The organism is Fusobacterium ulcerans (genome assembly GCF_003019675.1).
GTDB lineage: Bacteria > Fusobacteriota > Fusobacteriia > Fusobacteriales > Fusobacteriaceae > Fusobacterium_A > Fusobacterium_A ulcerans.
In genome coordinates this window covers 1,377,547-1,403,412 of sequence record NZ_CP028105.1, presented here as the reverse complement: position 1 = coordinate 1,403,412, position 25,866 = coordinate 1,377,547, and the positions used below count along the sequence as shown (strand labels likewise).

The following is a 25,866-nucleotide window of genomic DNA, read 5'->3' as shown; positions in this document are numbered from 1 at the left end:
CCTGAGGTTATTTTATCTCTTTTCCCATGCTTTTCCCAATAAGTTTCGCCACCTCTGTGTTGTCTTTAAATCCAATGAATTTTTGAGAATCTTTTCCAATTGCTGCTAAAGGTACTTGTACAGCTGTATGTGCATAAGATGTCCATTGCATTCCTGATCTTTCAGAAACTATATGAGTCACTGCAATAGCTACTGGACTGTATCCTCCATATAGTTCACTTGCATTCTTATTTTTATCTTGAAGATCCATAGCTTTAACTATTTTATCTTTTTCATCTGCTGTAAGTTTTACAAGTCCCATATTTTTTCCAATATATTCAAAGAATTTATCTCTGTCACCTGTATAAGCTTTTTGCAGAACATCTTCAACAGAAACTTTTACATTTTTAAGCTCATCAAGTTTCAGAAAATAGTTTGCTCCAAATCCAAGCCCCATACCTCCAGTTTCATGGTCTGCTGCTACTACTATCAAAGTATCATTTGGATTTTCTTTATAGAATTTGTAGGCTGTTTTAAGAGCATCATCAAAGGCTATGGTGTCATAGATAGTTCCCATAACATCATTAGCATGAGAAGCGTGGTCGATTCTTCCTCCTTCTACCATCATGAAGAATCCATCCTTATCTTTTTTCAATAACTCTATACCTTTTTCAGTCATCACACTAAGACTTGGACTGTCAGATTTTCTATCTATTTCGTAAGGCATATGAGAAGCTTCAAAGGCTGCAAATGCCTTTTCTCCATCTTTAGGAACCCACTTTTTAAAATCTTTTGCTGAGTTTTGTCCTACAAATGTTTTGTATCCTTTATCTTGGAATTCTTTTACAAGATTTCTATCATCTTTTCTTTTGCTTGCAAGTTCTCCATCTTTAGAAGTAAAATGTCTGTATCCTCCACCTGCAAAGTAATCAACATTGCTTTTTACATAATCTGATGCTATTCCATTTTCATCATCTCTATCTATATTATGAGAAGCAAACACTGCTGGTGTAGCATGAGTGATTCTTGTTGTTGTTACCAGTCCTGTTGCTCTTCCCTCTTCCTGAGCCATTTCAAGCAGAGTCTTCAAATCATTTCCCTTTGTATCCTTTGCTATGTATCCATTGTTTGTTTTATGTCCTGTAGCCAGTGCTGTTCCTGCTGCTGCTGAGTCTGTAATAAGAGTATCTGCTGAATAAGTAGTAGTTATTGCTGAAAATGGAAGTGAGTTCATAAGAAGTTTTCCATCCTCTTTCATTACTCCTTTTTTGTACTCTTCTGTAATCTGTCTTTGAGCAGCTCCCATACCATCACCTATAAAGTAGAATATATATTTTGCCTGTGCAAAACTTGTAGCTGCCATAAGAAGCATACCTGCCAAAACCATTTTTTTTCTATTCATTATCATTTCCTCCTTGATATTTTATTCTTGTTTTCAAAGGTATTCTAACCTCAGAATGTTAAAGGAGTTTTTCTTTTTTGTAAAATAAATGTAAAAAAGTGGGGGACTTATCAGCCTCCCACCAATTATATTTAAAAATTATTTTAACTTAATTTTTTCTCTCTTTTGTTCCCTATATAATAAGGGCTTTCATCACATATTCCAGCAAAAACAAAACCTTTACTTGCATAGTAATCATTTAATTCTTTGCTTTTCACACTGCAATCTAAACGGAATCTTTCTTTTCCATCTTGAATAGCTTTTTCCTCACAATATTTAAGTATTATTCCTCCAAGCCCTCTTATCTCTGGATCAGTAGTAAAATTATGAAGATAGTAAGCTGAAATATCATCATCCCATCTCTTGTCTTTCTCTAGAAGAACAAACATTCCAACTATTTTTTCTCCTATTTCAGCTACATACAATTCTCCATTATCTGCTTTGCTGGAAAAATAATTCTGATTATAGAAACTCAGATACCCTTCATTGTTCCACTGCTGTATACCTTTTCTGTCCATCCATCTGCATCTTTCTCTCAGCAGCTCTACAACAGTTTCCACATCATCTCTTACACCTTTTCTAAAACTTACTTCTCCATATTCCACTTTATCACCTTAGTTTCTAAAAAATACTTTGTAGGCTCTGTAAGTTTCATATACATCTAGTTTAGATGAAACTTCAAAAGGTGAGTGCATAGCTAGCAGAGCTGGCCCTATATCAATGGTATTGATACCTAAATGAGCAAGGTACATAGCAACTGTTCCTCCTCCACCTTCATCTACTTTTCCAAGCTCTCCTATCTGCCAGTTAACTTTAGCATCATTAAGCATTTTTCTTATCTTCCCTACATATTCTGCATCAGCGTCATTAGTTCCACTTTTCCCTCTTGCTCCAGTATATTTTGTAACTACTACTCCATATCCTATTTTAGCAGCATTCTGTGCATCATGTACACTTCTGAATATAGGGTCTATCCCTGCATTTACATCTGATGACATTGCATTTGAATTCCACAATGTTTTTCTCAGCATCATTTCATTAAAGTTTCCTTTTAGCTTATATATCATATCTCCTGTAACATAGTTGATATAGTCTGATTTAAGCCCTGTACTTCCTGTAGAACCTATTTCTTCTTTATCAGCTAGGAAACATACTGCTGTTCTCTCTGGAATTTCTTTAAGATCTATTATAGCCATCATAGAAGTATAACCACATATTCTGTCGTCCTGTCCATATCCACCTATCATTGATCTATCAAATCCTAAATCTCTGCATCTTCCAGCTGGAACTAATTCCAATTCAGCAGAAATAAAGTCTTCTTCTATCATTCCATAATCTCTGTTTAATATTTCAAGAACTGTATATTTTATTTTTTCTTTTACATCTTTATCTTCTATAGAAGATGGAATACTTCCAACTATTATTTGAAGTTCTTCCCCTTTTATTACCTCTCCAGTTTTTCTATCTCCCTGTATTTTAGCAGAAAGATGAGGTAATATATCGGGAATAGTAAATACAGGATCTTCATCCTTTTCTCCAATAGTTATTTCAACTTTTTCTCCTGAAGCTAATACTACTACTCCGTGTAAAGCTAACGGAAGAGAAGCCCATTGATATTTCTTTATTCCTCCATAGTAGTGAGTTTTCATATATGCAAGATCAAGATCTTCATATAGAGGATTTCCTTTTAAGTCCAGTCTTGGAGAATCTACATGAGATACTACATAATTTATTCCATTTTCTATATCTTCTTTACCTATAACAGCAAGAACGAGATTTTTACCTCTATTTACATAATATACTTTATCTCCAACTGTTAATTTATCTTTTTTTTCAGCATTTACAAATCCATTTTTCTCAACAAGTTTTATTCCTTCAGTTACGAATTCTCTTTCAGTTTTTGCTCCATCCAGAAATTTCTTATATCCCTCAGAGAAATCAAATACTGCCTCTCTGCTGTCGATACAATTCCATCCATTTTCTTTTTTGTAATTCACTTCTACCGTCCTCCTTTTTAGATGTTATCTTACTCCTACAGTATACCATATATTAGAGCTTTTCTAAATAGGGAAGAGATAACTATCTATAAAAAAGAAACCACTTTTATTAATATTTAATTATACATCCTTTAAATATAGCATTTATTTTTACAGATAACCCTATTCCTAATAGGACTTGTACTTTTAAGCTATACTCTCTTTCTTCTACTATTCTCTTTTCTGCTAATCTAGTCTTCATTGTTTTTCCTCCCAAAATTATATTCCATCTCTAAAAATTTAATCATAACAAATTAATATTGATGTTATTATGTATTTATAATAACACTATTTTTTAATAAAGTACACAAATTATTTTAAAACTTTTAGTTATTATTCTATTCATAATATATTCATAACAAATTAATATATTTAAAAACTTTTCAGTTACTATTATGTATTTTAATATTAAGTGTACTTTAAAATAAAAAACAAATATTTTCATAATAAATTAATATTGATATTAAATATCATAACATAATTTTTTTCTAAAGTATACTTCCTTTTTAATTCGTTAGTTACTCTTTAAGCTTTTTATCTAAAAAATAAAAAAGAGAAAGTTATAGTTTTCTACACTTCCTCTTTCCTTGCTGTTTTCTTCATTCTATTTTGCCATCTCTGCATCTGCCCATAATGTCAGCTGCTCCAGCATATCTTCATTTATCATTTGTTCTGTTGCTAGAACTTCTTTACTTTTGTTATGCATTTTTCCTCCTGTATCAGATTAAATATTTATATAAATTTTTTAAATTCAAATATGACATAGAAGGTTATTATATATCTCTTTTTAAATTTTGACAAGTACTTATTATGTTAATTTTTATACAATTTAAGTGGTGTTGCTCTATTTGGCTTTTGATTCCTTATACTCTTCACACCAGACCATATGATCATTTACCATTCCAGTGGCCTGCATAAAGGCATAGCAGATAGTTGACCCTGCAAATTTAAATCCTTTTTTCTTCAATTCCTTGCTCATCTTATCAGATATTTCTGTCTTAGCTGGAACCTCAGAAATATTTTCCCATTTATTTACTATTGGCTTATTATCAGTAAATTCCCATATATATTTACTGAAACTTCCATACTCTTCCTGTATCTTCATAAAAGCCTTAGCATTAGAAATCAAAGCGTCTATTTTTAGTCTGTTACGAATTATCCCCTCATTTTCCAAAAGAGATTTTTTCTTTTTATCATCATATTCAGCAATTACTTTATAGTTAAATTTATCAAAAGCTTTTCTCATATTTTCTCTTTTTTTCAAGATAGTACTCCAGCTCAAACCTGCCTGCATAGTTTCCAGAATAAATATCTCAAAAAGTTTTTCATCATTAAATTCTGGTTTTCCCCACTCTTCATCATGGTATTTTATATCCAGTTCCCCTTTTGCCCACTCACATCTTCTGATCTCTTTCATTGCAGTACAACCCCCTATGTTTTCAGCTTTTAATTTATTATATCTTTATTTGATTACTCTTAGCAAGAACTTATTTAGAAATATACCTTTTTAGAATATTTTTCTATCTATAAATTTGATATTTAGAAAAATATTAAAATATCTTTTATTATTTAATACTAAAAAAGAGGATAAGAAACTTCCTATCCTCAAATTTTTATACTATTTATTTTCTAATCTTTTATTTAATATTTCAGCTTCTTTTTCATAGCCTTTTTTTCCAAGAAGAGCAAACATATTAGCTTTGTAAGACTCTACTCCTGGCTGATTGAAAGGATTTACCCCTAGAAGATATCCGCTGATTCCACATGCTTTTTCAAAGAAGTAGAACAGGTATCCAAGATTGAAAGGAGTAGCTTTTGGTATACTTACTACTAGATTTGGTACTCCACCATCTACATGAGCTAGAAGTGTTCCTTGTGATGCTTTCTTATTTACAAAGTCCATTCCTTTTCCACTTAAATAGTTAAGTCCATCTAAGTCTACTGCTTCCTCTTCTATAGTTATATCTTTTTCTGGATTTCCTATCAGTACAGCTGTTTCAAACAATTCTCTTCTTCCATCTTGTATATATTGTCCCATTGAATGAAGATCAGTACTGAAATCTGCTGCTGCTGGGAAAAGCCCTTTTCCATCTTTACCTTCTGATTCTCCGAATAATTGTTTCCACCATTCTCCAAGATAATGTAGTCTTGGCTCATAGTTGATCAACATTTCAATATTTTTTCCTTTTCTATTAAGAATATTTCTAATAGCAGCATATTTATAACAATCATTTTCTTCAAATGGGGCTGTATATGCTTTTTGAGCTGCTCTTGCTCCTTCCATTAATTCATCTATATTTACTCCACTGCAAGCAATTGGCAGAAGCCCTACTGGTGTAAGTACAGAGAATCTTCCTCCTACATCATCAGGGATAACAAATGTTTCATACCCTTCCTCATCAGCAAGTTTTTTTAATGCTCCCTTAGCTTTGTCAGTAGTAGCGTATATTCTATCCTTTGCTCCTGCTTTTCCATATTTTTCTTCAATATGTTTTTTCAATACTCTAAAAGCTATTGCAGGCTCTGTAGTAGTTCCTGATTTAGAAATAACATTGATCGAGAAGTCTTTCCCTTCTAATATATCTAAAAGATGAGAAAGGTATGTTCCAGAAATATTATTTCCTACATAGTAAATTTCAGGTGCATTTCTTTTTTCTTTTGAAAGGCTATTATAGAAAGTATGAGAAAGAAAATCTATAGCTGCTCTTGCTCCTAAATATGATCCCCCTATACCTACTACAAGCAATACATCTGAGTCTCCCTTGATTTTTTCAGCTGCTGCTTTTATTTTTTGAAATTCCTCTTTGTCATAATTAGTAGGAAGCTCTATCCACCCTAGATAGTCATTTCCAGCTCCTGTTTTTTCATTTAAAAATTTCTCAGCCACAGCTACCTGTTCTTTCATCATAGACAGTTCAGCTTCGTTAAAAAATCCCAATGCTTTTGAATAATCCAATGACAGTTTTTCCATTTTGTTTCCTCCCTGTTTATTACCTTATCTATTTCTTATTTTCTAACTTTTCTATCCTTACCTTAAGCTGATCTATTATTATTTCATTTTCATTTACTCTTCTTTTTAACAATTCTACAGTTTCATTTATATTATCTATTTTTGAATTATAAGTCTCTGTATCAAATCCTATTTTGTTCAGTTCTTTTGAAAACTCAAGAATTAAAGCTTCAAGTATATTCAAATCTTCTTTATTGGCCTTTTCAAGATCTACTTTGTCTAGTACTTTTGAAAGATCATAAGCAAACTCATATCTAGATACAGGATCTCCTCCATTGAATTTATATGAATTTTCTTTTATTATTCCTTTTTTTACAAGATTTTCTACTGAGGAATAAGCCCAATGCTCTTTGTTAAGATCTTCATAACCTAAAGCAGCAAATCCTATGTTGAAAATCATAAAGTTAATTATTAATATTTTTTTCAAAACCTTAATTTTCCCTCACCTCTTCCTGTATAATTTCTGAATAATCTACCTATTTAAAAATTATTTTAAATAGAAACGCTCTACTTTCAGTATATCACAATGCCCTCTTGCTGACAACGAAAATCAAGGTAAAAAAATTTCTATTTATCATAAGCCATTAAAATATATCATTATAAATTTAACTTTTAAATTCCCTCTTATCTCTTCTTCTTTTGTAAAATAAGTGTTGGTATTTATCCACAGTTTACTCAATTTAAGGATATTTTTTTCCATAATAGGACAATAAAGTTGTTGACAAGATTGAAGTTTAATTTTTCAGATAGTATACTTTGAATATATGAAAATAAAAACTAGTTATTAAAAATCATATGAATCTAAAATTTTTAAATTTTGAATAATTATTGATTATACAAAGGAGGTTGAATATGCAATTAGTAATAGCTTTATTATTAGGATTGGCTCTTGTTATCTTTTTTATACTTAAAACTAAAATTCAAGCATTTCCAGCATTACTTATAAGTGCTATATTTATAGGGTTACTTGCAGGTATGCCAACTAACGAGATAATGGCTTCTATATCATCAGGGTTTGGTGGAACATTATCAAGTATAGGAATAGTTATCGGCCTTGGTGTTATGATGGGAAAAATTCTTGAAGTTACAGGTGGAGCAAAAAAAATGGCTTCTGTAATCTTAAAGTTAGTAGGAATCAAAAGAACTGAAGTAGTTTTATTACTATCTGGATGGCTAATTTCTATTCCTGTATTTTGTGACTCTGGTTTTGTTATATTATCAGAATTAGCAAAAGAATTTTCACGTAATACAAAAAAATCAATGGTTAAATTAGGTTGCTGTCTTGGAGCTGGGTTATATTTAACACATCACTTAGTTCCTCCAACACCTGGTCCACTTGGTGTTGCTGCAATTCTAGGTGTTGATGTTGGTCAATTAATTATATGGGGAACTATAGTTTCAGTGTTAATGATGCCTGTTGCCCTTATTTATTCTAAATATATATCAAATAAACTTCCAGATATAATTCCTGAATCAACAAGTGAAGTAAAATTTACAGATGAAAATTTACCTAATGGTCTTATGTCTTTTTTACCAATAATCGTTCCTGTTATTTTAATTCTTATTAATACAGTAAGTACAGCAAAAGGAATTAATAATCCTATAATCTCTATTGTTGGTAATCCTATAACTGCAATTTTAATTGGTACTCTTCTTGCTATATATGGTTTAACTGCTAGCGTTTCAAGAGATGAAGTAGTAAGAACACTAGAAGCATCACTAGCAGATGCTGGACTGATTATATGTATAACTGGGGCAGGGGGGGCTTTAGGTTCAGTATTAAGAACTTCTGGAATAGGAGATTATGTTGCAAATATAATTGCCTCATCAAGTTTTCCACCTATTCTTTTGCCTATGATAATGTCATCACTACTTAAATTATCACAAGGAAGTGGAACAGTAGCTATGATAACAACAGCATCAATTTTATCACCAATGATTTCTGGGCTAGGTATTTCACCATTAATAACAACTCTAGCAATATGTGTTGGAGCACAGTGTGCATCAATTATTAATGATAGTTATTTCTGGGTTGTTACAAAATTCTCTGGAATGGATGTAAAAGTTGGTTTAAAAGCTTGGAGTACTACTACTTTTGTCATGAGTATAACAGGTTGTTTTATAGTATTTATTTTTAGTTTTTTCTTATAAGGGAGGATAGATAAAATGCGTAGTAAAAAAGTTTATGAAGGTCCTAATAGAATAGAGGCAAGAGCTCTATTATATGCAACAGGAAAATTAGAAAAAGAAGTTGGAAAAAAACCTTTAATTGGAGTAGTTAATTCATTTAATGAAATAGTTCCTGGACATTTTCATTTAAGAACAATAGCAGAAGCTGCTAAACTAGGAGTAGCATCAGCAGGAGGAATTCCAGTTGAATTTCCTGCAATAGCAATATGTGATGGAATAGCAATGAGTCATGAAGGAATGAGATACCCATTAGCTTCAAGAGAACTTATAGCAGATAGTATTGAAGCTATGACACTAGCACACGGTTTAGATGGGCTTGTATTGATAGCAAACTGTGATAAAATTGTTCCTGCCATGATGATGGCTGCTTTAAGACTTAATATCCCCGCTATTTTAGTAAGTGGAGGTCCAATGGCAACAGGTCATTATAGAGGAAAACCAGCAGACTACAGCACATGTATAGAAAAAATAGCATCATATAAACTTGGAGAAATGGATGAAAGTGAAATGGAAGAATATGCACACTCAGCATGTCCTTCATGTGGTTCATGTGCTGGAATGTTTACAGCAAATAGTATGAACTGTCTATCTGAAGTATTAGGTCTTGCATTACCAGGAAACGGAACTATTCCTTCATATTACGGTGAAAGAATAGCTTTAGCAAAACTTAGTGGGGAAAGAGTTGTTGATCTTGTCAAAGAAGATATAAAACCTAGAGATATTGTCAGCAAAGAATCTTTCTACAACGCTATAACTGTTGATATGGCAATTGCTGGATCAACTAACACTACTCTCCACTTACCTGCAATCGCTCATGAAGCTGATATTGAAATTAGTTTAGAACTATTTGATGAGATATCTAAAAAAACTCCAAATTTATGTCATATAAGTCCATCTGGAGATAGTTTTATGTTTGATTTTTACATCGCTGGAGGCATTCCAGCAGTAATGAATGAATTAAATAAGAAAAATCTATTAAATTGTAATACAATTAATGTAAATGGAAAAACTTTAGGAGAAAATATAAAATCAATATCTGTTAAGGATTATGATGTTATAAGAGATATTAATAATCCTTATAATATTGAAGGAGGAATAGCTATATTAAAAGGAAATATTGCTCCTGATGGTTGTGTCGTTAAAGCCGCAGCTGTTTGTCCTGAAATGATGATACACACAGGTCCTGCCAAAGTTTATACAAGTATGGAAGGAGCAGCTGAAAGTATTTTTAATGGGGATGTAAAAAAAGGTAATATTGTTGTAATAAAATATGAAGGCCCTAAAGGTGGTCCTGGAATGAGAGAAATGCTTAGCCCAACAGCTGCAATTGTAGGAATGCATTTAGACAAAGATGTCGCTTTAATTACAGATGGAAGATTTTCAGGTGCAACAAGAGGAGCTGCAATAGGTCATATTTCTCCTGAAGCTATGGAAGGAGGTGTCTTCTCTATTATTGAAGATGGAGATATTATTACTATAGATATTAAAAATAGAAGTATAAATCTAGAAGTTAAAGATGATATAATAAAAGAAAGAATAAAAAATTGGAAAAAACCAGTTCTAAAAGTCAAAAAAGGTTATTTAGTAAGATATTCTAGAATGGTATCATCTGCAAATAAAGGAGCTGTTGTAGAATAATTAATGGAGTGGTTAATTTGTATGATAATGATAAAGAAAATTTAACTAGAAAAGATGTTATGAAATTTTTAATTAATTTAATTAAAGAAAGAAAATTTAAAGCTTCACAAAAATTATATTCTGAAAATTTTATTGCCCATAAACTTGGCATAAATCGTTCTATGGTACATGAAGTGTATACAGCTTTAGAATGTATGGGAATACTTGAATGTATTCATGGAAAAGGAACTTATTTAAAACAGGTAGATAACAGTGTTTTGAATTCTCCTTTGTGTATATTAGCATTTTTACTAGAAGGTGATCCTTTACAAACATTAGATTTTAGAAGAATTATTGAAATAGGAATAGTAGAAAAAGTTATACAGCAAATAACCACAGAAGATATTAATAAAATGTATGAAGCAATTGAAAATATTAAAAATACAGATGATTATATGGAAGCAAGTAAAAATGATATATTAATTCATTCCATTTATGTAAATTCCATTGATAATGAATTAATTTCTTTTGTATATAATATGAGCGTTACATACATTACATACATATCAAATGATAACTGGAAAAAAATTCTATTATCAGAAAAACAGAAATTTAAAAAAGCTCAAATTGCACAGCATTTTAATATTATAAAATCATTAGAAGAGCGCAATGTAAAGAAATGTAAAAAGTATATTTTAGAACATATTACTTATATTGGAGATATTCTTATGAAATGATAAAGAAAGCACGATGAATTATCGTGCTTTTTTTGCATTTTATTCATCTTTCTTTCCATTTACATAAATTCTTCAATAAAATATTTTATTTTTTAATATGTATATACTCAATAATAATTTTTACTCTATTATATATATTTTAATTGGAGCTCCACATTTAATATCACCTAAAGATCTTATATTTATATAGTCTCCAAGTTCTATATATTCTTTACTTTTTTCTCCCTTTTCTTTACATGAAATTATTTTATATGGTTCCTTTGAAAAAAGAATATTATCTCTCATAGTTTTTATATATCTGAATATCTTTAAATCTAACTTTCTTTCCAAACCAAATTTTCTTCCACTATAAAGAACTCCTGCTGAATAATATTTAATATCAAATTCTTCAAGTGTTTCTCTTTTTATCTCCATTCTTGCTTCATTTTTTATAATTATATTATTTTCTATTAATATTTTCATTTGAGCTTTAATTACACTTTTTAGACTATTCCTTGCAAATTCTCTTCTCATTTTTCCATATTCCAAATTTCCTTGGTCATTCATAAACATAATTACATCGTTAAGCTCTGAAGTCAGAAAAGGAAGTTCATAAGGAGGAGCTATTTTCCTTTCCACTCTTCTTCTTTCAGTTCTAATTCCAGTTGCTATATCTATTACTGCTCCTATTCTGTTTATAGCATGTACTGCCCATTCATCTTCAATTAAATATGTATACATAAGGCTCTGTTTTCTTTTTCTTTCATAATCATCATTGTACAAATATGTTGTAAGAAGAATACAATACAATACCTCCATTGGTTCACTAAGCTTTACTAAAGATTTCTTTGAAATCTTATCTGCTTCATTGTCAACTTCTTCAAATATCTGAAATATTTTATCTTTTGCATCCTCCTCTAATATGGCAGGAGATACCCCCCCATTTTCCAATATAAATTTTGAATATATTCTCTTTATTATTTCTTTAGTAAATTCTGTATAACCTACAATATTTTTCAATCCTGTAAGTTCTCTATGGGGCTTATCAGCTTCTTTCATTTCTGAATTTATTCCAGAACCAATAGGATTCCACAAAACAGTTCTGTCCTTTCCTCCTGTTGCCATATATACATATTGTGCAATAAATCCCCCATATTTATTTCCTGTTAAATGTATTTCATCTCCCTCTTCAGCATAATTTTCTTTTACATATTTATAAAGCCAATATCCAGCTACAAGAGGTGCATAATTTCTCTCATACATTTTCATATCATCAACTGTAATAACATCTTTTTTGATACTTATGAGTTTTTCTCCACCATTAAATGCAATAATTATTTTATTTTTTCTTTTAAAAACGGTTCCTTTAAAACTTCCTTTATATTTATTATTTAAAATTTTTTCATTTTCTTTTAAATATAATTTACATATATCACTGTATCTTACACCTAAGAGAAATTTCCATTCTGAAAAATCAAAAAAAGGTCCTTTTCTACCTTCTAATCTATACTTCATAAAAAGCCTTTTATCATTTCCTGTATATTCACTTACTTTTTTTTTCTTTAAATTTGTACTTGGACTCAATATACCCCATAATTCTTTTGTATTTAATATGTTTGTCACTAAATCACTAGATTCAGCCTTTCTTATATTTTCTTTATTTAGATTTTCCCAATTCAAATAACTCATTTGACTAAAAAAGGCATAATCTATATCTCTCATATTTGGTCCTCCTGCTTTAACCTTGTAACAACTCTTTCACTATCTAATTATATACTATTTTTTTAATTCTTCCATTAATTTAAAAATTTCATTCATATTCATATCAAACATTCTACTATTTTCGTCTATAATAGAAAAATATTTTCTTACTTTTTCTGCCCCAAACTCATCTTCTAATTCCTTCCAGAATTTTGATGTCTTGGGAAAAAATCCTAATGTATCACTTCCTATTGAATCCATCCAAAAACGAATTTCATAATCAGGACTTAATACCTTATTCAATGTTTTAATAGTAGTATCTCTATCTGTTCCCTCTTTCTTGTATTCTATGATATGTTCTTTTCCTTTAAATTTTATAATTATATCAAAACCCATATCATTTTCTGACTCTCTTGCTTCTCCATCTAAATCTCCTGTCTTAAGAAACTTCTCACAACATTTTATTATTTCCTCATCATATTCACGCCAATCTACCCATAAAATTCCATTATCATCCCAAAGTATATCAATTCTTTCTTCCAACTCTGCATTCAAATATTTTCTTATATTTTCCATCTTCCCCTCCAAAAAAATTTAATCTTAAATTTTAGTTTATTCCTTTTAAGTATATCTTTTCTATTGTTTTATTCTCTTTTTCAATATTTTTTCTTTAAATATAGTTTACATTATTTTTTTCATAAAATAAAGCATCCCTTTTTAATATACAATTATTTCTATAATCTTTTACTATAAAAAAACATTTAAATACAGTATAATCAAGATAGGTTAAATTTAAATACAGGAGGTAATTTTTATGAAAGTTTTGATATTAAATGGAAGTCCAAGAATGAATGGAAATACTAGAACTGCTCTAAAAGCTATTGAATCTGGAATAGATACTTTATCTAATCAAGTAGAATTTGTAGATATAACAAAATACAAATTGAGTGGGTGTACAGGATGTAACAGCTGTCATACTAATGGTGGAACTTGTATTATAAAAGATGATTGTATTCCTCTGGTAGAAAAAATATGTGAAGCTGATACTGTAATATTTGGTTCAGCTGTTTACTGGTGGGGAATAACTGCTCAGCTTAAAATGCTCATTGATAAAATGTATTTCAAAAATGCAATTCTTCCTAAACAAAAGAAAAATATAGGAATAGTAGCAGTTGGAGCTGATGAAGTAAATGGGGAACAGTATGATCTTATCAGCAGACAATTCAAATGTATCTGCGAATATTTAGACTGGAACCTTGTTATAAATGAAGCTATCTCTGCTGGCGATATAGGAGATATGGCTAAACAAATTGAAAGAATCAAAGAATTAAAAGAAATTGGAAGAAGGCTAAAATAAATATTTTATTATTATCTATATACATATTAAAAAAAGCTGATATTCAGCTTTTTTTAATATACTATTTTTCATTCTATTGTATTTTTATTAAAATCAAAAAATCTTCCTTAAACTTATTCAATAAACAATACATACTTATCTAAAGCTAGCTAAAACAAATAATTTTAGTCAGCTTCTTTTTTGTTTAATTTTTTTGAAGAAGTAAATTTTACACTTTTCTTGGGATATATTGTCATCAATTCTCTTGTTAGTGGATTTGATATTATTCTTGGCTTTCTTTCCAATATTTCAAAAGTTCCTTTTTCTATAAACTTTATTTTTCCATCAGCTATCAAAGCTTCTTCTATTGTTTTTAAAAAATTCTCTATCTCTTTTAATGCCCGATTTATATCAATCTTTTCATTGCTCAAGTCCCTGTATACTTTTGCAAATCTTCTTTTATTCACTGCTTTCACCTCTTCTGCTCACTGAGTTTTTTAATCCTTCTCCTGCTCTAAATTTTAATACTTTTTTAGGTTGAGTATATATCTCTTTTGGATGCTTTGGAATCACTATTTTTCTTGATTTTACATCTTTTTCTTCAAATATTCCCCAATTCTTAAATACTACTTTTTTATCTTCATCTATAGCTTTAAATAATGCCTTCCAGAAATTATCTATTTTTTCTTTCGCTTCTTTCTTACTTTTAAGTCCATTTCTTTCTTTATAAAATTTAATAAATTCTGTCTCTGTCATTTTTCCTCCAATAGAATTATATTTTAATTTTTCTCTATAATTATTCTCTTTTATATATTTATATTTTAATCTCTGTTTCACACTTCGAAAATATTCTATAATCCAAATAATTATGCAAGTGTTCTCATTTGTATAAAAAAGCGAACTTTTAAAAAGTATTTTTCCATCTTATTATACTCTTTAATATTAAAAATATCAACTTAAAAAATAAATGTAATTTTTAATAGTGTCAAAAAACAAGTACTGAAAAAATAAGGACTTAAAGTCTGTTAATGTTCGCTTTCTTATACAAATGAGAACTGTCCGTTTTAAATTATTTCTTAAAGTAATTTTTTTCTTTAAAATATAAAAAAAGCAGAAATTTTAAGTCTAGTACACTCACTAGACAAAACCTTCTCTGCTTTTAATATTTAATACCAATCTCTTGATTTTTCTAATGCTTCTCCCAACTCTTTCTTTTCTTTTAAAGCTTTTTCTATTAACTCCTCTAGATTTTCATAATTTTCCTTACGAATTTTTTCTCTAATTTCTTCAAAATATTTCTGAAGTTTAGATAACCCTAAATTTCCACAGACTCCTTTATATGTATGAGTTGCTATTTCTAATTCTTGATATTTTTCATCTTTATAGATTTCTCTTATTCTTTCTACATTTTCTCCTCTAAAAAATCTTTCTAAAAATCTTTTATAAAGCTTTTCATCTTGACAAAATCTTAGCAATGTCACCTCAATATCAGTTCCATGCTCCTTCAATACCTCTTTATAATTCATAATTACTCCCTCATATTTTTTTATTCAAATAATGAATCTTATATTTATTTCCTCCCCATTCAACTACTTTAGCTTTAATTTGAACTGGTGTTCCATCATTAAGTTCTGTTTCTTCATTGTAGAATCCATTTTTACAATTACTTATTTTAGAGCATCTTCCACATGGTGTTGGAGAATGCCACATAAGAGTATGACATTTTTCTCCCAAGCACTCTTCTCTTTTCTTTCCAAATTTTTCACAAGCAGGTTGATTGATATACATTATTTCAGAAGTCTCTGCATCAGATATAAAGACCATATCAAAAATTTGATCCAGCATCCATTCTACATTTTTTAAATGGTTGATAGGAGAATATTTTTGCATTCCCTCTGTAAATACTTTATATTTATTCTTTCCTGAAATCTTAGCTGATATCAATGCCATATCTGCATTGTAGTACAGTGAATCATAGTCATCTCTATGGGAAGTTTTACATACTCCAGCCGAACATGTTATCTCTGCATCTTTTATCAGTTCAAAAAATTTATTCATCTTTTCTTCTAATTTTTCTTTAGATATATCTCCCAGAGCAAATACCACAAATTCATCTCCACCTATCCTTGAGATATCATCTATTTCCAAAAAGCTTTTTCTCAAACTTTCTGCTATCTTTTTAAGAATTTCATCTCCCTTTACATGCCCTTGCACATCATTTATTTTTTTGAAATTATCAACATCAATTATAATAAAAGTTCCTTCTACATCGCCATTTTCCAATAGCTTGTTCACTCTTGATTTCATCTCTCTTCTATTCAACAGTCCAGTGAGTGGATCGTGCTGTGAATGATATTTTAAATCAAAAATCATATTTTTTATATTCAAATCAATTCCTTCTGAACCTACTACTTTAACTAATTCTTTATCATCTAAATTTAAAAGATCCTCTATTTTCCCTGAAGAAATGATAGTCTTATCTTCAATAAACATCTGATCTAATTTTTCTTCTGATACAGGAGGAGAATAATAATACCCCTGTGCATACTGACATCCCATACCTTTAAAGAGTATCCACCTGTTTTTCTGTTTCCACTCCCTCTGCTACCACCACCAGATTGAGCTCTTTAGCCAGATTCATTATTACTTTAAGCATTATTTTACTATTTTTATCTTTTTCTATGCTGTGTACAAAGCTCATATCTAATTTTAAGATATCGATAGGAAGCTTTGATAGCATATTCAAAGAGGAATACCCAGTTCCAAAATCATCCATTTCTATGATAAATCCAATTTTTTTAAGTCTTTTCACTCCTTCTATTATCTGCTCTGAATTTTCTGTATAAGCTGACTCTGTTATTTCAAGATGTAGAGAATGGGGAGATATATTATATTTTTTTACCATATCTATCAATATTTCAGGAAGATTGTTGTTATATAGATTTATACGAGATACATTTACTGAAATTGATAAGTTTTCATATTTCCTTTCTTTCCATTCTTTTAACTTTTTACAAGCTTCCTCCCACACAAAATGATCTATCTCTGTGATAAACCCACTCTTTTCAAAAAGTTCTATAAATATTCCTGGAGATATCATTCCCAATTGAGGATGATCCCATCTTACCAGAGCTTCTACTCCTACTATTTTTTCAGTTTTAAAATCATATTTAGGCTGATAATATACCTTAAATCTTTTTTCAGCAAGAGATGGCCTCATATCATTTATCATTATCTGCTCTTGAAGAAGTTTTTTACGAATAGAATCATCATAATATGAATACTTGATATTATATCTGTTTTTTACCATACTTGCAGCAATTATAGCTCTGTCACACATAAGTTCAATGGAAATATTTTTATCCTCCACTTGATATATTCCATAGTGTATAACAATATTCATATTTTTATTAAACTCTGATACTCTTTTAGATATATTATTTAAAAGTTCTTTTATATTTGATACATCTACAATGCACATAAGAAAATGATCTGCCTCTGACCTTCCACAGATTCCGTTTTCCCCTATTTCATCTCTGATTACATCTGCTGTATATTTAAGAAGGGCATCTCCCTGTTTACTTCCATATATATCATTTACAAGTTTAAATCTTTCTATATCAGCAAAAACTATATAATAATTTTTTTGTGGAATGTCTTTAAAAAAATTAGTACATTTAAAATAAAAGAAATCTTTATTATATATACCTGTCAGACTATCTTTTTCTATTTTATTTATAAAAGATGATGATTCCCTTATTTTAATGATATTAGCTAATCTATGAAGAATAATAGCTGGTCTATAAGGCTTTGCCAAAAAATCTGAGGCCCCTCTTGATAAAGCTTCCACTTCCAAGGCTTCATCCTCATACTGTGCTGTCACTATTACAGGAATATGAACTAATTCTTCATCTTTTAATTTTTCAGATAAAAAAGCATAGCCATCCATTACTGGCATAACAGTATCAAGAAGCACTGCTGAAATGTTGTCCTTTTCCTTTCTCAGTATTTCCAGAGCTTCTTCTCCATTTTCTGCCTGCAAAACTCTATATTCAGAATCTAATATATTTTTTAGTATTAACCGGTTCATATAGTTGTCATCAATTACCAACACCATTTTTTTCATCGGCATCATTTTTCTCCTTTTATATTTTCTTCCTAAAAAGAAGCTTACTTCTTTAACACTCCCTGCTCTTGTTAATCTCTCACCACTTAAAATTTTTTATTATTTCGAATTACTCTTCTATACATTTTAAGATATATATTGCTTTTATTTTATCACTATATTATCTAAAAATCAATTCAACAATTCATCGCACCACTTATAGAAATGAGCAACTTATTATGTTAAAAATTATTATTTTATATTTTATTATTATTCATATACATATAAGCAGAGATATTATTTTGATAAAATAATTAAGAATCATAAATATAACTTCATAAATTTTTCAATAAAAAACACCCCTCATTATTTGAAGGGTGCTGCAATTATTTAAAATCCTAAATCTTCTTTTACTAAAATTACTTTTATTCTTCCTACATGTCTGCTGTAACGTGTAATTAATATCTGGCAGCATACTGTATCTGGTTTTTTACAGTCGTAGCAGCATCCAGTTTTTTTACAAGGAGTGTCTATATCAAATCTCTGAGCATTAAGGGGTGCAGCCGTATTTCTTGCACGAGACATTGCATCTTCTACACTTTTTACAACCTTGTTCATTCCTATTATCATCACCACATGCTTTGGTCCATAGCATAGAGCTGCTACTCTATTTGAATTTCCATCTATATTAACCAGAATCCCATCTTCTGAAACAGCATTACTGCTGGCAAGAAAGTAATCACAAAAGAAAATATCACGCATAAGTTTTTCAGCTTCCTCTTTAGAAGAACTCTGCTCTCTGTCAATTACAGCATATTTTCCATTCTTTACAGCAGATTTCAAACCTATTTCCTCTATACTTGCTGATCCTCCCCAGCCTATACTGCTTCCTTCTGGGATAAGTTCAAGAGCTTTTTTCAAAGCATCTTCTTTTGTGTCTACAAGATATGCCTCCATATTTCTTGATTTCAAAGCTTTGACTAACTGCTCTCCACGTAGAGAATCTCTCATTTCCTTTACTGTCATAACATTTCCCTCCCTATGTAAAATTAATCTACACTAATTTTATTACTGAGCATATACATATTCTTATTATTTAATTATACCTTTACATTCCAAGTTTTTCAAGCATATGTAAAAGTCCCTCACTGTCATTATCCAAAGTTATTTTATCAGCATATTTTTTTACCTCGTCAGGAGCATTGCCCATAGCTACACCCATTCCAGTTGCTGTAAGCATATCTATATCGTTGAAATTATCTCCAAAAGAGATTGTCTCTTCAATAGAAATATTTTTTATCTCACATAATACTTTTACAGCATTAGATTTTAAAGTTTTTCCATCCATTATCTCTAAATATGTATCTTTTGATCTGTACACTGAAAGTTCAGGGTATTTTATCTTTAATATATTTTCTATTTCAGCTATCTTTTCAGGGTCGCCCATACACATTATTTTATGTACATCAGTATTATTTTCAAGAATATCTATAAAGTTACCCTCAATACATTTCAGCGTAGTTATCTCTTCTTCTTGCCTTATCCAGCAGTCGCTTCTATTAAAAGATATCCACAAACTTCCTGAATAAATACTTATACACATATTATTCCATTTCTCTTTAATATATCCTGTTATCTCATCAGCTTTTTTTTGACTCATTCCATTACTTTTGATAATTTTTCTGTCTGTATCTAATACCAGTCCTCCGCTATATGCAACTATTGGCGATTCTAAATCAGCAGCCTTCTGTATTGTATATATTCCCTCTGGCATTCTTGCTGATACTAAAATAAAGGGTATTCCTTTTTTTTCTATTTCCTTTATTTTTTTCTTTGTATTTTCTCTTACTTGATGTGTTGAGTCCAGAAGAGTTCCATCTATATCGCTGAATATCATCTTATATTTTTTCATCTTTTCCCCCTATATGAACTATTCGAATCTCAATACCATATTTTTCTATCTTTCCAGCTATTTCTTTAGGAATATCTCCATTTGTCATAATCATATCTATATTTTCAAATTCTATCCCTTTAAAATGGCTTTTTTTAAAAAACTTACTATTGTCCACTAAAACACATACAAAATCTGCTCTTTGAGAAACTATATTTTTTATAGCAGCATCTTCATTATCTTCCACATACACTCCATCAGAATGAATGGCAGCTCCACCTAAAAAAGCGGCATCAAAATGCACTCTTTTGATCTGTTCCAAAGTATCATTTCCATAAAAAAATCTATTTTCTTTGTTCAATGTTCCACCAAATATATGTACAGCACACTGTTTCTCTGAAAGTCTATCCATATTATCTAGTGAATGTGTATAAACATGAATATTTTCTGGTATATAGCTGCACATACCTTCAATAGTGGTTGATACATCTAAAAAACATATTTTTTTATTTTCTATGTACATTGCTGCTTTTTCTGCAAGAAGACTTTTTATTTCAATGTTTTCAGGAATTCTTTTTTGGTAAGAATATATTTCTGTCTGAAACTCTGGTATGGTTATCCCTCCATGGGTTCTCAAAGCTAACCCTTCATTTACAAGTTTTACAATATCTCTTCTGGCAGTATCTCTTGATATTTCAAATATACTTATTATTTCATGAATAGATAATGTTTTTTTATTCTTCAGCATTTTCAATATTTCATATATTCTTTCTTCTTGATACATAAGATACTCCTTAACTTTTTCTTTTTATTATAAGTATTTATAAGTAATAAGTCAAGAAATATATGCTTTTATAAGTAATTATATTTTTTTAGCATAAATACAAAATTCTGGACTTTCTTCTTTTCCCTTTTCTCCTGCTACATTATTAAAAAATCTAATTTCTGAAAAACCTCCTACTTTTAATTCTATACTTACAGATTCCTTATCAAAGATATGATTCCAAATATTATAACACTCACAATCATTCTCTGTTATAATTATATATTGCTCTAAAGATGTCAATGTATCTTTGTATATTTTATTTCTCTGAATACATGAATATGGTATTTCACTCCAAAATCCTCTATCTGCATATGTTATCTCTACTTTTTCTTCAAACTCTCTAAAGAAGACCTCTGTAAATACATCTAAAATTAGTATTCCTCCAAATTTCAAAGCTTTGCATATTTTATCTAATAGAATTTTTCTTTCCTCTGGAGAAAGTACTCCAAAATCACAGTATATCAAAACTGCCATATCAAATTCATTCTCATAATCTATTTCCAAATAGTTCATATATTTATATTCTATCTTCATATTTTTTTCTGCTGCTGAGTTTACAGCATACTCTATTGATCTCTTTGAAAAATCTATTCCTGTCACTTCAAATCCTTTTTCATAAAACTTTTCTGCATATATTCCAGGACCGCATCCTAAATCAAGAATCTTCTTTCCCTTCATATCTGGTATCAAAGAAGTTATCCATTCTACTGATTTTTCTATAAATCTATGATTCCTTGAAGCATTTTCTATATCTGGATTAATATGAGCTTCCAACATAAATTTAGATATATGCTCATCATCCCAAAACTTTTTACTGCTTGGTGTATATTCTACATGTATTCCTTTGAGGTATTTCATTATTTTTTTATTCATGATATGTCTCCCTTTTGAATTATTCTAGTGATATGAGAATAAAAAAAGCTATGGTTTTACCCACAGCTGGAAAATCATTATACCCAGTGTGAAATAAATGGCTGAAATCATATGAACGCAAAAAAGCTGATATTAACAGCTTAAAAATTTTGTTCAATTATGATTTACCCTTCATTTCCACGACATTCTCATATTACTGATTGTATAATATCAAGTATGTTGGACTACCTCACCTCAAATAGAATATTTTCTCATATCACTAAGAATATCTTACTACAGAAAAAAATTGTTGTCAAAAAATAAAAAAACTGCCTTATCTAAGACAGCTTAATTTCTTATTGGTGGCTGGGCTGGCTGGATTCGAACCAGCGCATGACGGAGTCAAAGTCCGTTGCCTTACCGCTTGGCGACAGCCCAACAACAGTATAATAGTATCAAATTTAGCTTTGTTTGTCAATAAAATTTTTAAAAAATTATAAAAAAAGAATATCTCTTTTTAAAAAGCTTGTAAAAAAACTAAAATATTTTATCTTCTTATAGATTTTACCTTAGTTGCAACTAATGATTTACAAAGTTTCAACTTCTCTTTCTTGTTTTTAAACTATAAAGATGATATATTTTGAGTAATACTTTAAATAAATTTAGAAAGGAAAGATTATGACTAAAAATGAATTGTGGGAAATTTGGGAACTTGCAAAACAAGGAAATACATATTCTAGGAAACCCCTTCCTGTTGAATATGTAAAAGAAGCTGAAGAATATATAAATGGCATTAACAGTACTATTGAAAAAAGACAAACATCTTGGTCTGCTAAATATCCTCTAGTGTTACTTAAAGAGATAGGAACAGAAAATGAATCTATTGCTAAAAGAATACTTTTTGTTATTTCACAATGGAGAAGAGAAGGAGTTATAGTCGATTACTACTATATGTTTGATGACATAGATATTGCAGTAAAAATTGGTTACTCTCTTCCTAATATTATTGAAGAGTCTATTATTAGATTCAAAAAAAATCTTTCTGTTGATTCTATAGAGCCTATTCTTGAAAAATTATGGAAATACTATACTGATGAAGATTTTGCAAAATTTGCTGACAATCTTTTTAAAAGTAATATAGATACTCTCATAGAAAAGAAAAATGAAAGTCATATGTTTTTTACTCTTTTAATCACTGGTTCTCTTCTTTACAAGAAAGACCCAGTAAAATACGAAAGATATCTTAAACCTATAATAGATTATGCAGAAAAATTTGCTGATATCTCTACATGTATGATTTTATCTAAAATTTATCCTGTTTCAAAAGAAGCAGAGGCTCTCCTTGTTAAATTGATAGTGGAAAATGAAGGGGCTAGAGTAAATATATATAAATTTGGTTTCCATAGAGATTTTAAAAAATTAAAAAAATTCTGTGATGATAAAAATATTCCAGAATCTTATCCACTTTTGCTCCTTATTCTTGAAGTAATGAATGAGTACAAAAGTGATACAAAGAAAATTGTTCAATATTTTACAGAAGCATATCAAGAAAATAGAGAAGAATTTATGAAAGTTTACTCTAGATTATCTGATAAACTTAACTCTGTCAAAGCTCTTTTCCTCCTTGCTGTTATGATAAAAAACAATGATAAGGAAGAGAAGTTAAAAGAAGAAGAAATAAATGCTGATATAATTAGATATATGGAATATGGATTTAAAAATAAAAATACTAATGTTTTAGAATATTTAAAAGGAAATATTTCTAAAGAAGAGGTATTAAAACAATATGTAAATGGCAATCTGCATATGGTAGAACATTTTTATACTGCTGTTGCCTCTATGTATACTCACAGCTCAACTGCAAGAAAACTCTTGGATATCTATATGGAGCTTGCTGAAAAAGACACTTATCACTCAAATGAAATAAGAATATATAACTATTTCATTGATGGAAGAGAGAAATGGCTTGCTAAATCTCCAATAGACAGTGCTGAAGTTTTAATAAAATATGGATTTCCATTTAAAAAGATACTTGCTATCTATTGTATGGCTGGAGATGAAAGCTGGAATGGAGAAAATATCAACATGGCTGATGCTGTGGAAATCATAAAAGGTCATGAAAATGAAGCTCTGGAACTCCTTGATGAATGGAAAAAACTTGAAAAATGTTCAAGTGATGAAACAACTTATCAAACAAGACTTATGGAACTTTTATTTGATAAAAGTGATATTCCTGATTATTCTCTACTTGTAGAAATGATTAATCATAAGTCAAAAGTTATTAAGAAAAAAGCTGAAGAGATAATTACAAGACATAAAGAAGAAACTGAAAATCTACTTGAATCTGTCAAAACTAAGGCAAAAGGTGAAACACTCCAAATAATAAATCGTATTATGAAGTTCTGGAATAATGAACATCTTTTCCATGATGGATTTTCTTTTACAAATGAATCAGCAATAAAATTTTGTACAGAAAACTTTGATACAGCCAATACTAAAGTTATTTCATGGTTACCAGAAGGTATCCTTTCTGGAGTACGTTTTGCTGATATGAGTGGAACAGCTCCTGCTGTAATAATGGAGTTTATCCTTGTTGAATATATGTCTCTGGCTGCACCATATCGTGTAAAAGCAGCTGATAAAGTTGCAGAGATACTAAATGTGCAAGATATTCAAAAAACTCTGGAAGGAGTATATAATACCTGGTTAAATAATGGAGCTGATACAAAACTTAAAATGATTTTACTTCCTTATTGTGTTTTTGCTTCTGATACACAGATACTTCAGTTAAATAAACAGCTTCTCAAATGGGCAGAGGCTTCTCGTGGAGCTCTTGCAGCATTTGCTGTATCTGTTGCTGCATTAAATGGTGGAAGTGTAGCTCTTATGATGGTGGACAGCATATCTGGAAAGTTTCCTAACAACCAGGTAAAAAAAGCTGCTAAGATGGCTTTTTCTACAGCTGCTAAGATACTTGATCTTCCAGAAGATGTACTTTCAGATCGAATTATTCCTTCTCTTGGATTTGATAAAGCTGGTAAAAAGGTTCTTGATTTTGGAGTTCATACTTTTACACTTAGTTTAACACCTGATTTTGTACTTTCAATCTATGATAATGGAAAGGAAAAATTTGTTAAATCTCTTCCTAAACCAACTAGTGAAGATGACCCTGTAAAAGCTGAAACAGCTAAAAAAGAATTTTCTGAACTTAAAAAACAAATAAAAGCAGTAGTACAAACTCAATCTAGCAGATTGAAAAAAGTTCTTATGAATGGACGTTACTGGAGCAGTAAAAGCTGGAATACCCTATTTGTAGAAAATCCTATAATGCACCAGTTTGCTATTGGACTTATTTGGGGTGTATATGAAAATAATAAAATAATACAATCATTCAGATATATGGAAGATGGCACTTTCAATACAGTTGATGAAGAAGAATTCACTCTTCCTGAAAATGCTCAAATTACTCTTGCACATCCAGCAGATCTGGGAGAGGAACTTACTTCTTCTTGGAAAACTCAGCTGGATGATTATGAGATAATTCAACCAATAGAACAATTGGATATTTCTGTGATTGAGCTTGCTGAAAAAGATATCACTGGAAAGAAAATAATCCGTTACTCTGATAAATATATCTCTGTTGGCAAAATGAATTCAGCTGCAAAAAAATATGAATTTATTCGTGGAGAAGTTCTTGATGGTGGTTCTTTCTTCTGCTACCATATTGTTGATAAATTTCTTAATATTTATGTCCACATTAATGTTGATGATATGTATATGGGGCAGGATTTTGAAGAACAAATAAGTATAAAAGAAGTTGCTTTCTGCCGTCTGCCAGAAGATGGAGAACCTCTTGATGATATAAAAGATAATATGATATTAGATGTATCTTCTCTTTCACAGAGATTTGTAAGCAGTATTATAGGATTGCTTGACAAAATAACAGAATAAAACTAACAAAACAGTTGAGGTCTTAAAATGACTTCAGCTGTTTTTGCATAATAAAATAATACTATTGAGAGACCATCTTGAAATAATTATCTTAATATGTTATTATTAAATAATATTGTTAATATAAATTAAAAAAAAGGGGAGGATTTGATGTCCTTAAATGTTTCTAACTCAATCAACTAAATAAAAAGTTGTTTTTTAAAAAGCTTCCGTTC

Annotated in this window: 23 protein-coding genes and 1 tRNA gene; 5 read left to right on the top strand and 19 right to left on the bottom strand. The window is 29.8% G+C overall.

Translation table 11 applies throughout. The features are described from left to right. Positions 1–7: 7 nt before the first annotated feature. The 7 genes from C4N20_RS06395 to C4N20_RS06370 all read right to left on the bottom strand — a co-directional run bounded on the left by C4N20_RS06395 (position 8) and on the right by C4N20_RS06370 (position 6,893). Positions 8–1,381, bottom strand: coding sequence for an alkaline phosphatase (locus tag C4N20_RS06395; protein WP_005978641.1), 1,374 nt, complete (start codon positions 1,379–1,381; stop codon positions 8–10). Between the two features lie 143 nt (positions 1,382–1,524). Further along, the gene (locus tag C4N20_RS06390) at positions 1,525–2,025 is read right to left on the bottom strand and encodes a GNAT family N-acetyltransferase (RefSeq protein WP_005978639.1); all 501 of its coding nucleotides are present in this window, start codon (positions 2,023–2,025) and stop codon (positions 1,525–1,527) included. A gap of 9 nt (positions 2,026–2,034) precedes the next feature. Beyond that, entirely contained in the window at positions 2,035–3,417 is a 1,383-nt protein-coding gene (locus C4N20_RS06385) for an aminopeptidase (protein ID WP_005978637.1), read from the bottom strand. Positions 3,418–3,526: 109 nt separating this feature from the next. Continuing rightward, complete coding sequence (locus tag C4N20_RS16785; protein ID WP_005978635.1) at positions 3,527–3,658, bottom strand: hypothetical protein; 132 nt, start codon at positions 3,656–3,658, stop codon at positions 3,527–3,529. A gap of 642 nt (positions 3,659–4,300) precedes the next feature. After that, complete coding sequence (locus C4N20_RS06380; protein ID WP_005978631.1) at positions 4,301–4,873, bottom strand: DNA-3-methyladenine glycosylase I; 573 nt, start codon at positions 4,871–4,873, stop codon at positions 4,301–4,303. Between the two features lie 201 nt (positions 4,874–5,074). Beyond that, positions 5,075–6,427: a glucose-6-phosphate isomerase gene (locus C4N20_RS06375; RefSeq protein WP_005978628.1), complete on the bottom strand. Its 1,353-nt coding sequence runs from the start codon at positions 6,425–6,427 to the stop codon at positions 5,075–5,077. 28 nt (positions 6,428–6,455) lie between these two features. After that, on the bottom strand, positions 6,456–6,893 hold the full coding sequence (locus tag C4N20_RS06370) for an S-layer homology domain-containing protein (protein ID WP_371417945.1): 438 nt from the start codon (positions 6,891–6,893) through the stop codon (positions 6,456–6,458). A 425-nt stretch (positions 6,894–7,318) separates the two neighbouring features. Here C4N20_RS06370 and C4N20_RS06365 point away from each other — a divergent pair, with 425 nt between their 5' ends. From C4N20_RS06365 to C4N20_RS06355, 3 genes are read left to right on the top strand one after another with little or no spacing between them, the layout of a single operon-like run. Beyond that, positions 7,319–8,617, top strand: a complete 1,299-nt coding sequence (locus C4N20_RS06365) for a GntP family permease (protein ID WP_005978624.1) — start codon at positions 7,319–7,321, stop codon at positions 8,615–8,617. Between the two features lie 15 nt (positions 8,618–8,632). Continuing rightward, a complete protein-coding gene (ilvD, locus tag C4N20_RS06360) occupies positions 8,633–10,294 on the top strand; it encodes a dihydroxy-acid dehydratase (protein ID WP_005978622.1) in 1,662 nt (553 codons plus the stop codon). Between the two features lie 17 nt (positions 10,295–10,311). Then, positions 10,312–11,010, top strand: a complete 699-nt coding sequence (locus tag C4N20_RS06355; protein WP_005978620.1) for a FadR/GntR family transcriptional regulator — start codon at positions 10,312–10,314, stop codon at positions 11,008–11,010. 120 nt (positions 11,011–11,130) lie between these two features. Here C4N20_RS06355 and C4N20_RS06350 read toward each other — a convergent pair whose 3' ends face one another. Then, the gene (locus tag C4N20_RS06350; RefSeq protein ID WP_005978618.1) at positions 11,131–12,711 is read right to left on the bottom strand and encodes a hypothetical protein; all 1,581 of its coding nucleotides are present in this window, start codon (positions 12,709–12,711) and stop codon (positions 11,131–11,133) included. Positions 12,712–12,765: 54 nt separating this feature from the next. Next, positions 12,766–13,266, bottom strand: a complete 501-nt coding sequence (locus C4N20_RS06345; protein ID WP_005978616.1) for a hypothetical protein — start codon at positions 13,264–13,266, stop codon at positions 12,766–12,768. Between the two features lie 238 nt (positions 13,267–13,504). Here C4N20_RS06345 and C4N20_RS06340 point away from each other — a divergent pair, with 238 nt between their 5' ends. Next, positions 13,505–14,047, top strand: coding sequence for a flavodoxin family protein (locus C4N20_RS06340; protein WP_005978615.1), 543 nt, complete (start codon positions 13,505–13,507; stop codon positions 14,045–14,047). A 164-nt stretch (positions 14,048–14,211) separates the two neighbouring features. Here C4N20_RS06340 and C4N20_RS06335 read toward each other — a convergent pair whose 3' ends face one another. The 10 genes from C4N20_RS06335 to C4N20_RS06295 form a co-directional block, all read right to left on the bottom strand. After that, complete coding sequence (locus C4N20_RS06335) at positions 14,212–14,493, bottom strand: HU family DNA-binding protein (RefSeq protein ID WP_005978613.1); 282 nt, start codon at positions 14,491–14,493, stop codon at positions 14,212–14,214. After that, entirely contained in the window at positions 14,486–14,782 is a 297-nt protein-coding gene (locus C4N20_RS06330; RefSeq protein ID WP_005978611.1) for an HU family DNA-binding protein, read from the bottom strand. Before C4N20_RS06330 ends, C4N20_RS06335 begins: the two co-directional genes overlap by 8 nt. Before the next feature lie 410 nt (positions 14,783–15,192). Next, a complete protein-coding gene (locus tag C4N20_RS06325) occupies positions 15,193–15,552 on the bottom strand; it encodes an Hpt domain-containing protein (RefSeq protein ID WP_005978609.1) in 360 nt (119 codons plus the stop codon). Positions 15,553–15,562: 10 nt separating this feature from the next. Further along, entirely contained in the window at positions 15,563–16,585 is a 1,023-nt protein-coding gene (locus tag C4N20_RS16705; protein ID WP_005978607.1) for a diguanylate cyclase, read from the bottom strand. 4 nt (positions 16,586–16,589) lie between these two features. Continuing rightward, positions 16,590–18,158 carry a two-component system response regulator gene (locus C4N20_RS16700; protein ID WP_005978606.1) on the bottom strand — a complete coding sequence of 523 codons (1,569 nt, stop codon included), beginning with the start codon at positions 18,156–18,158 and terminating at the stop codon, positions 16,590–16,592. Positions 18,159–18,521: 363 nt separating this feature from the next. After that, positions 18,522–19,157 (bottom strand): lactate utilization protein, encoded by a 636-nt coding sequence (locus C4N20_RS06315; protein ID WP_005978603.1) that lies wholly within the window; start codon positions 19,155–19,157, stop codon positions 18,522–18,524. 82 nt (positions 19,158–19,239) lie between these two features. Next, positions 19,240–20,043, bottom strand: a complete 804-nt coding sequence (locus C4N20_RS06310) for a Cof-type HAD-IIB family hydrolase (RefSeq protein ID WP_005978601.1) — start codon at positions 20,041–20,043, stop codon at positions 19,240–19,242. Continuing rightward, entirely contained in the window at positions 20,030–20,806 is a 777-nt protein-coding gene (locus C4N20_RS06305) for a DeoR/GlpR family DNA-binding transcription regulator (protein WP_005978600.1), read from the bottom strand. Before C4N20_RS06305 ends, C4N20_RS06310 begins: the two co-directional genes overlap by 14 nt. A 78-nt stretch (positions 20,807–20,884) precedes the next feature. After that, on the bottom strand, positions 20,885–21,721 hold the full coding sequence (locus tag C4N20_RS06300) for a class I SAM-dependent methyltransferase (protein WP_005978598.1): 837 nt from the start codon (positions 21,719–21,721) through the stop codon (positions 20,885–20,887). Positions 21,722–22,063: 342 nt separating this feature from the next. Continuing rightward, positions 22,064–22,138 (bottom strand) — tRNA-Gln (locus C4N20_RS06295). Positions 22,139–22,378: 240 nt separating this feature from the next. Between C4N20_RS06295 and C4N20_RS06290 the strand changes: the two genes are divergently transcribed. Then, positions 22,379–25,651: a DUF4132 domain-containing protein gene (locus C4N20_RS06290; protein WP_005978596.1), complete on the top strand. Its 3,273-nt coding sequence runs from the start codon at positions 22,379–22,381 to the stop codon at positions 25,649–25,651. Positions 25,652–25,866: the final 215 nt, after the last annotated feature.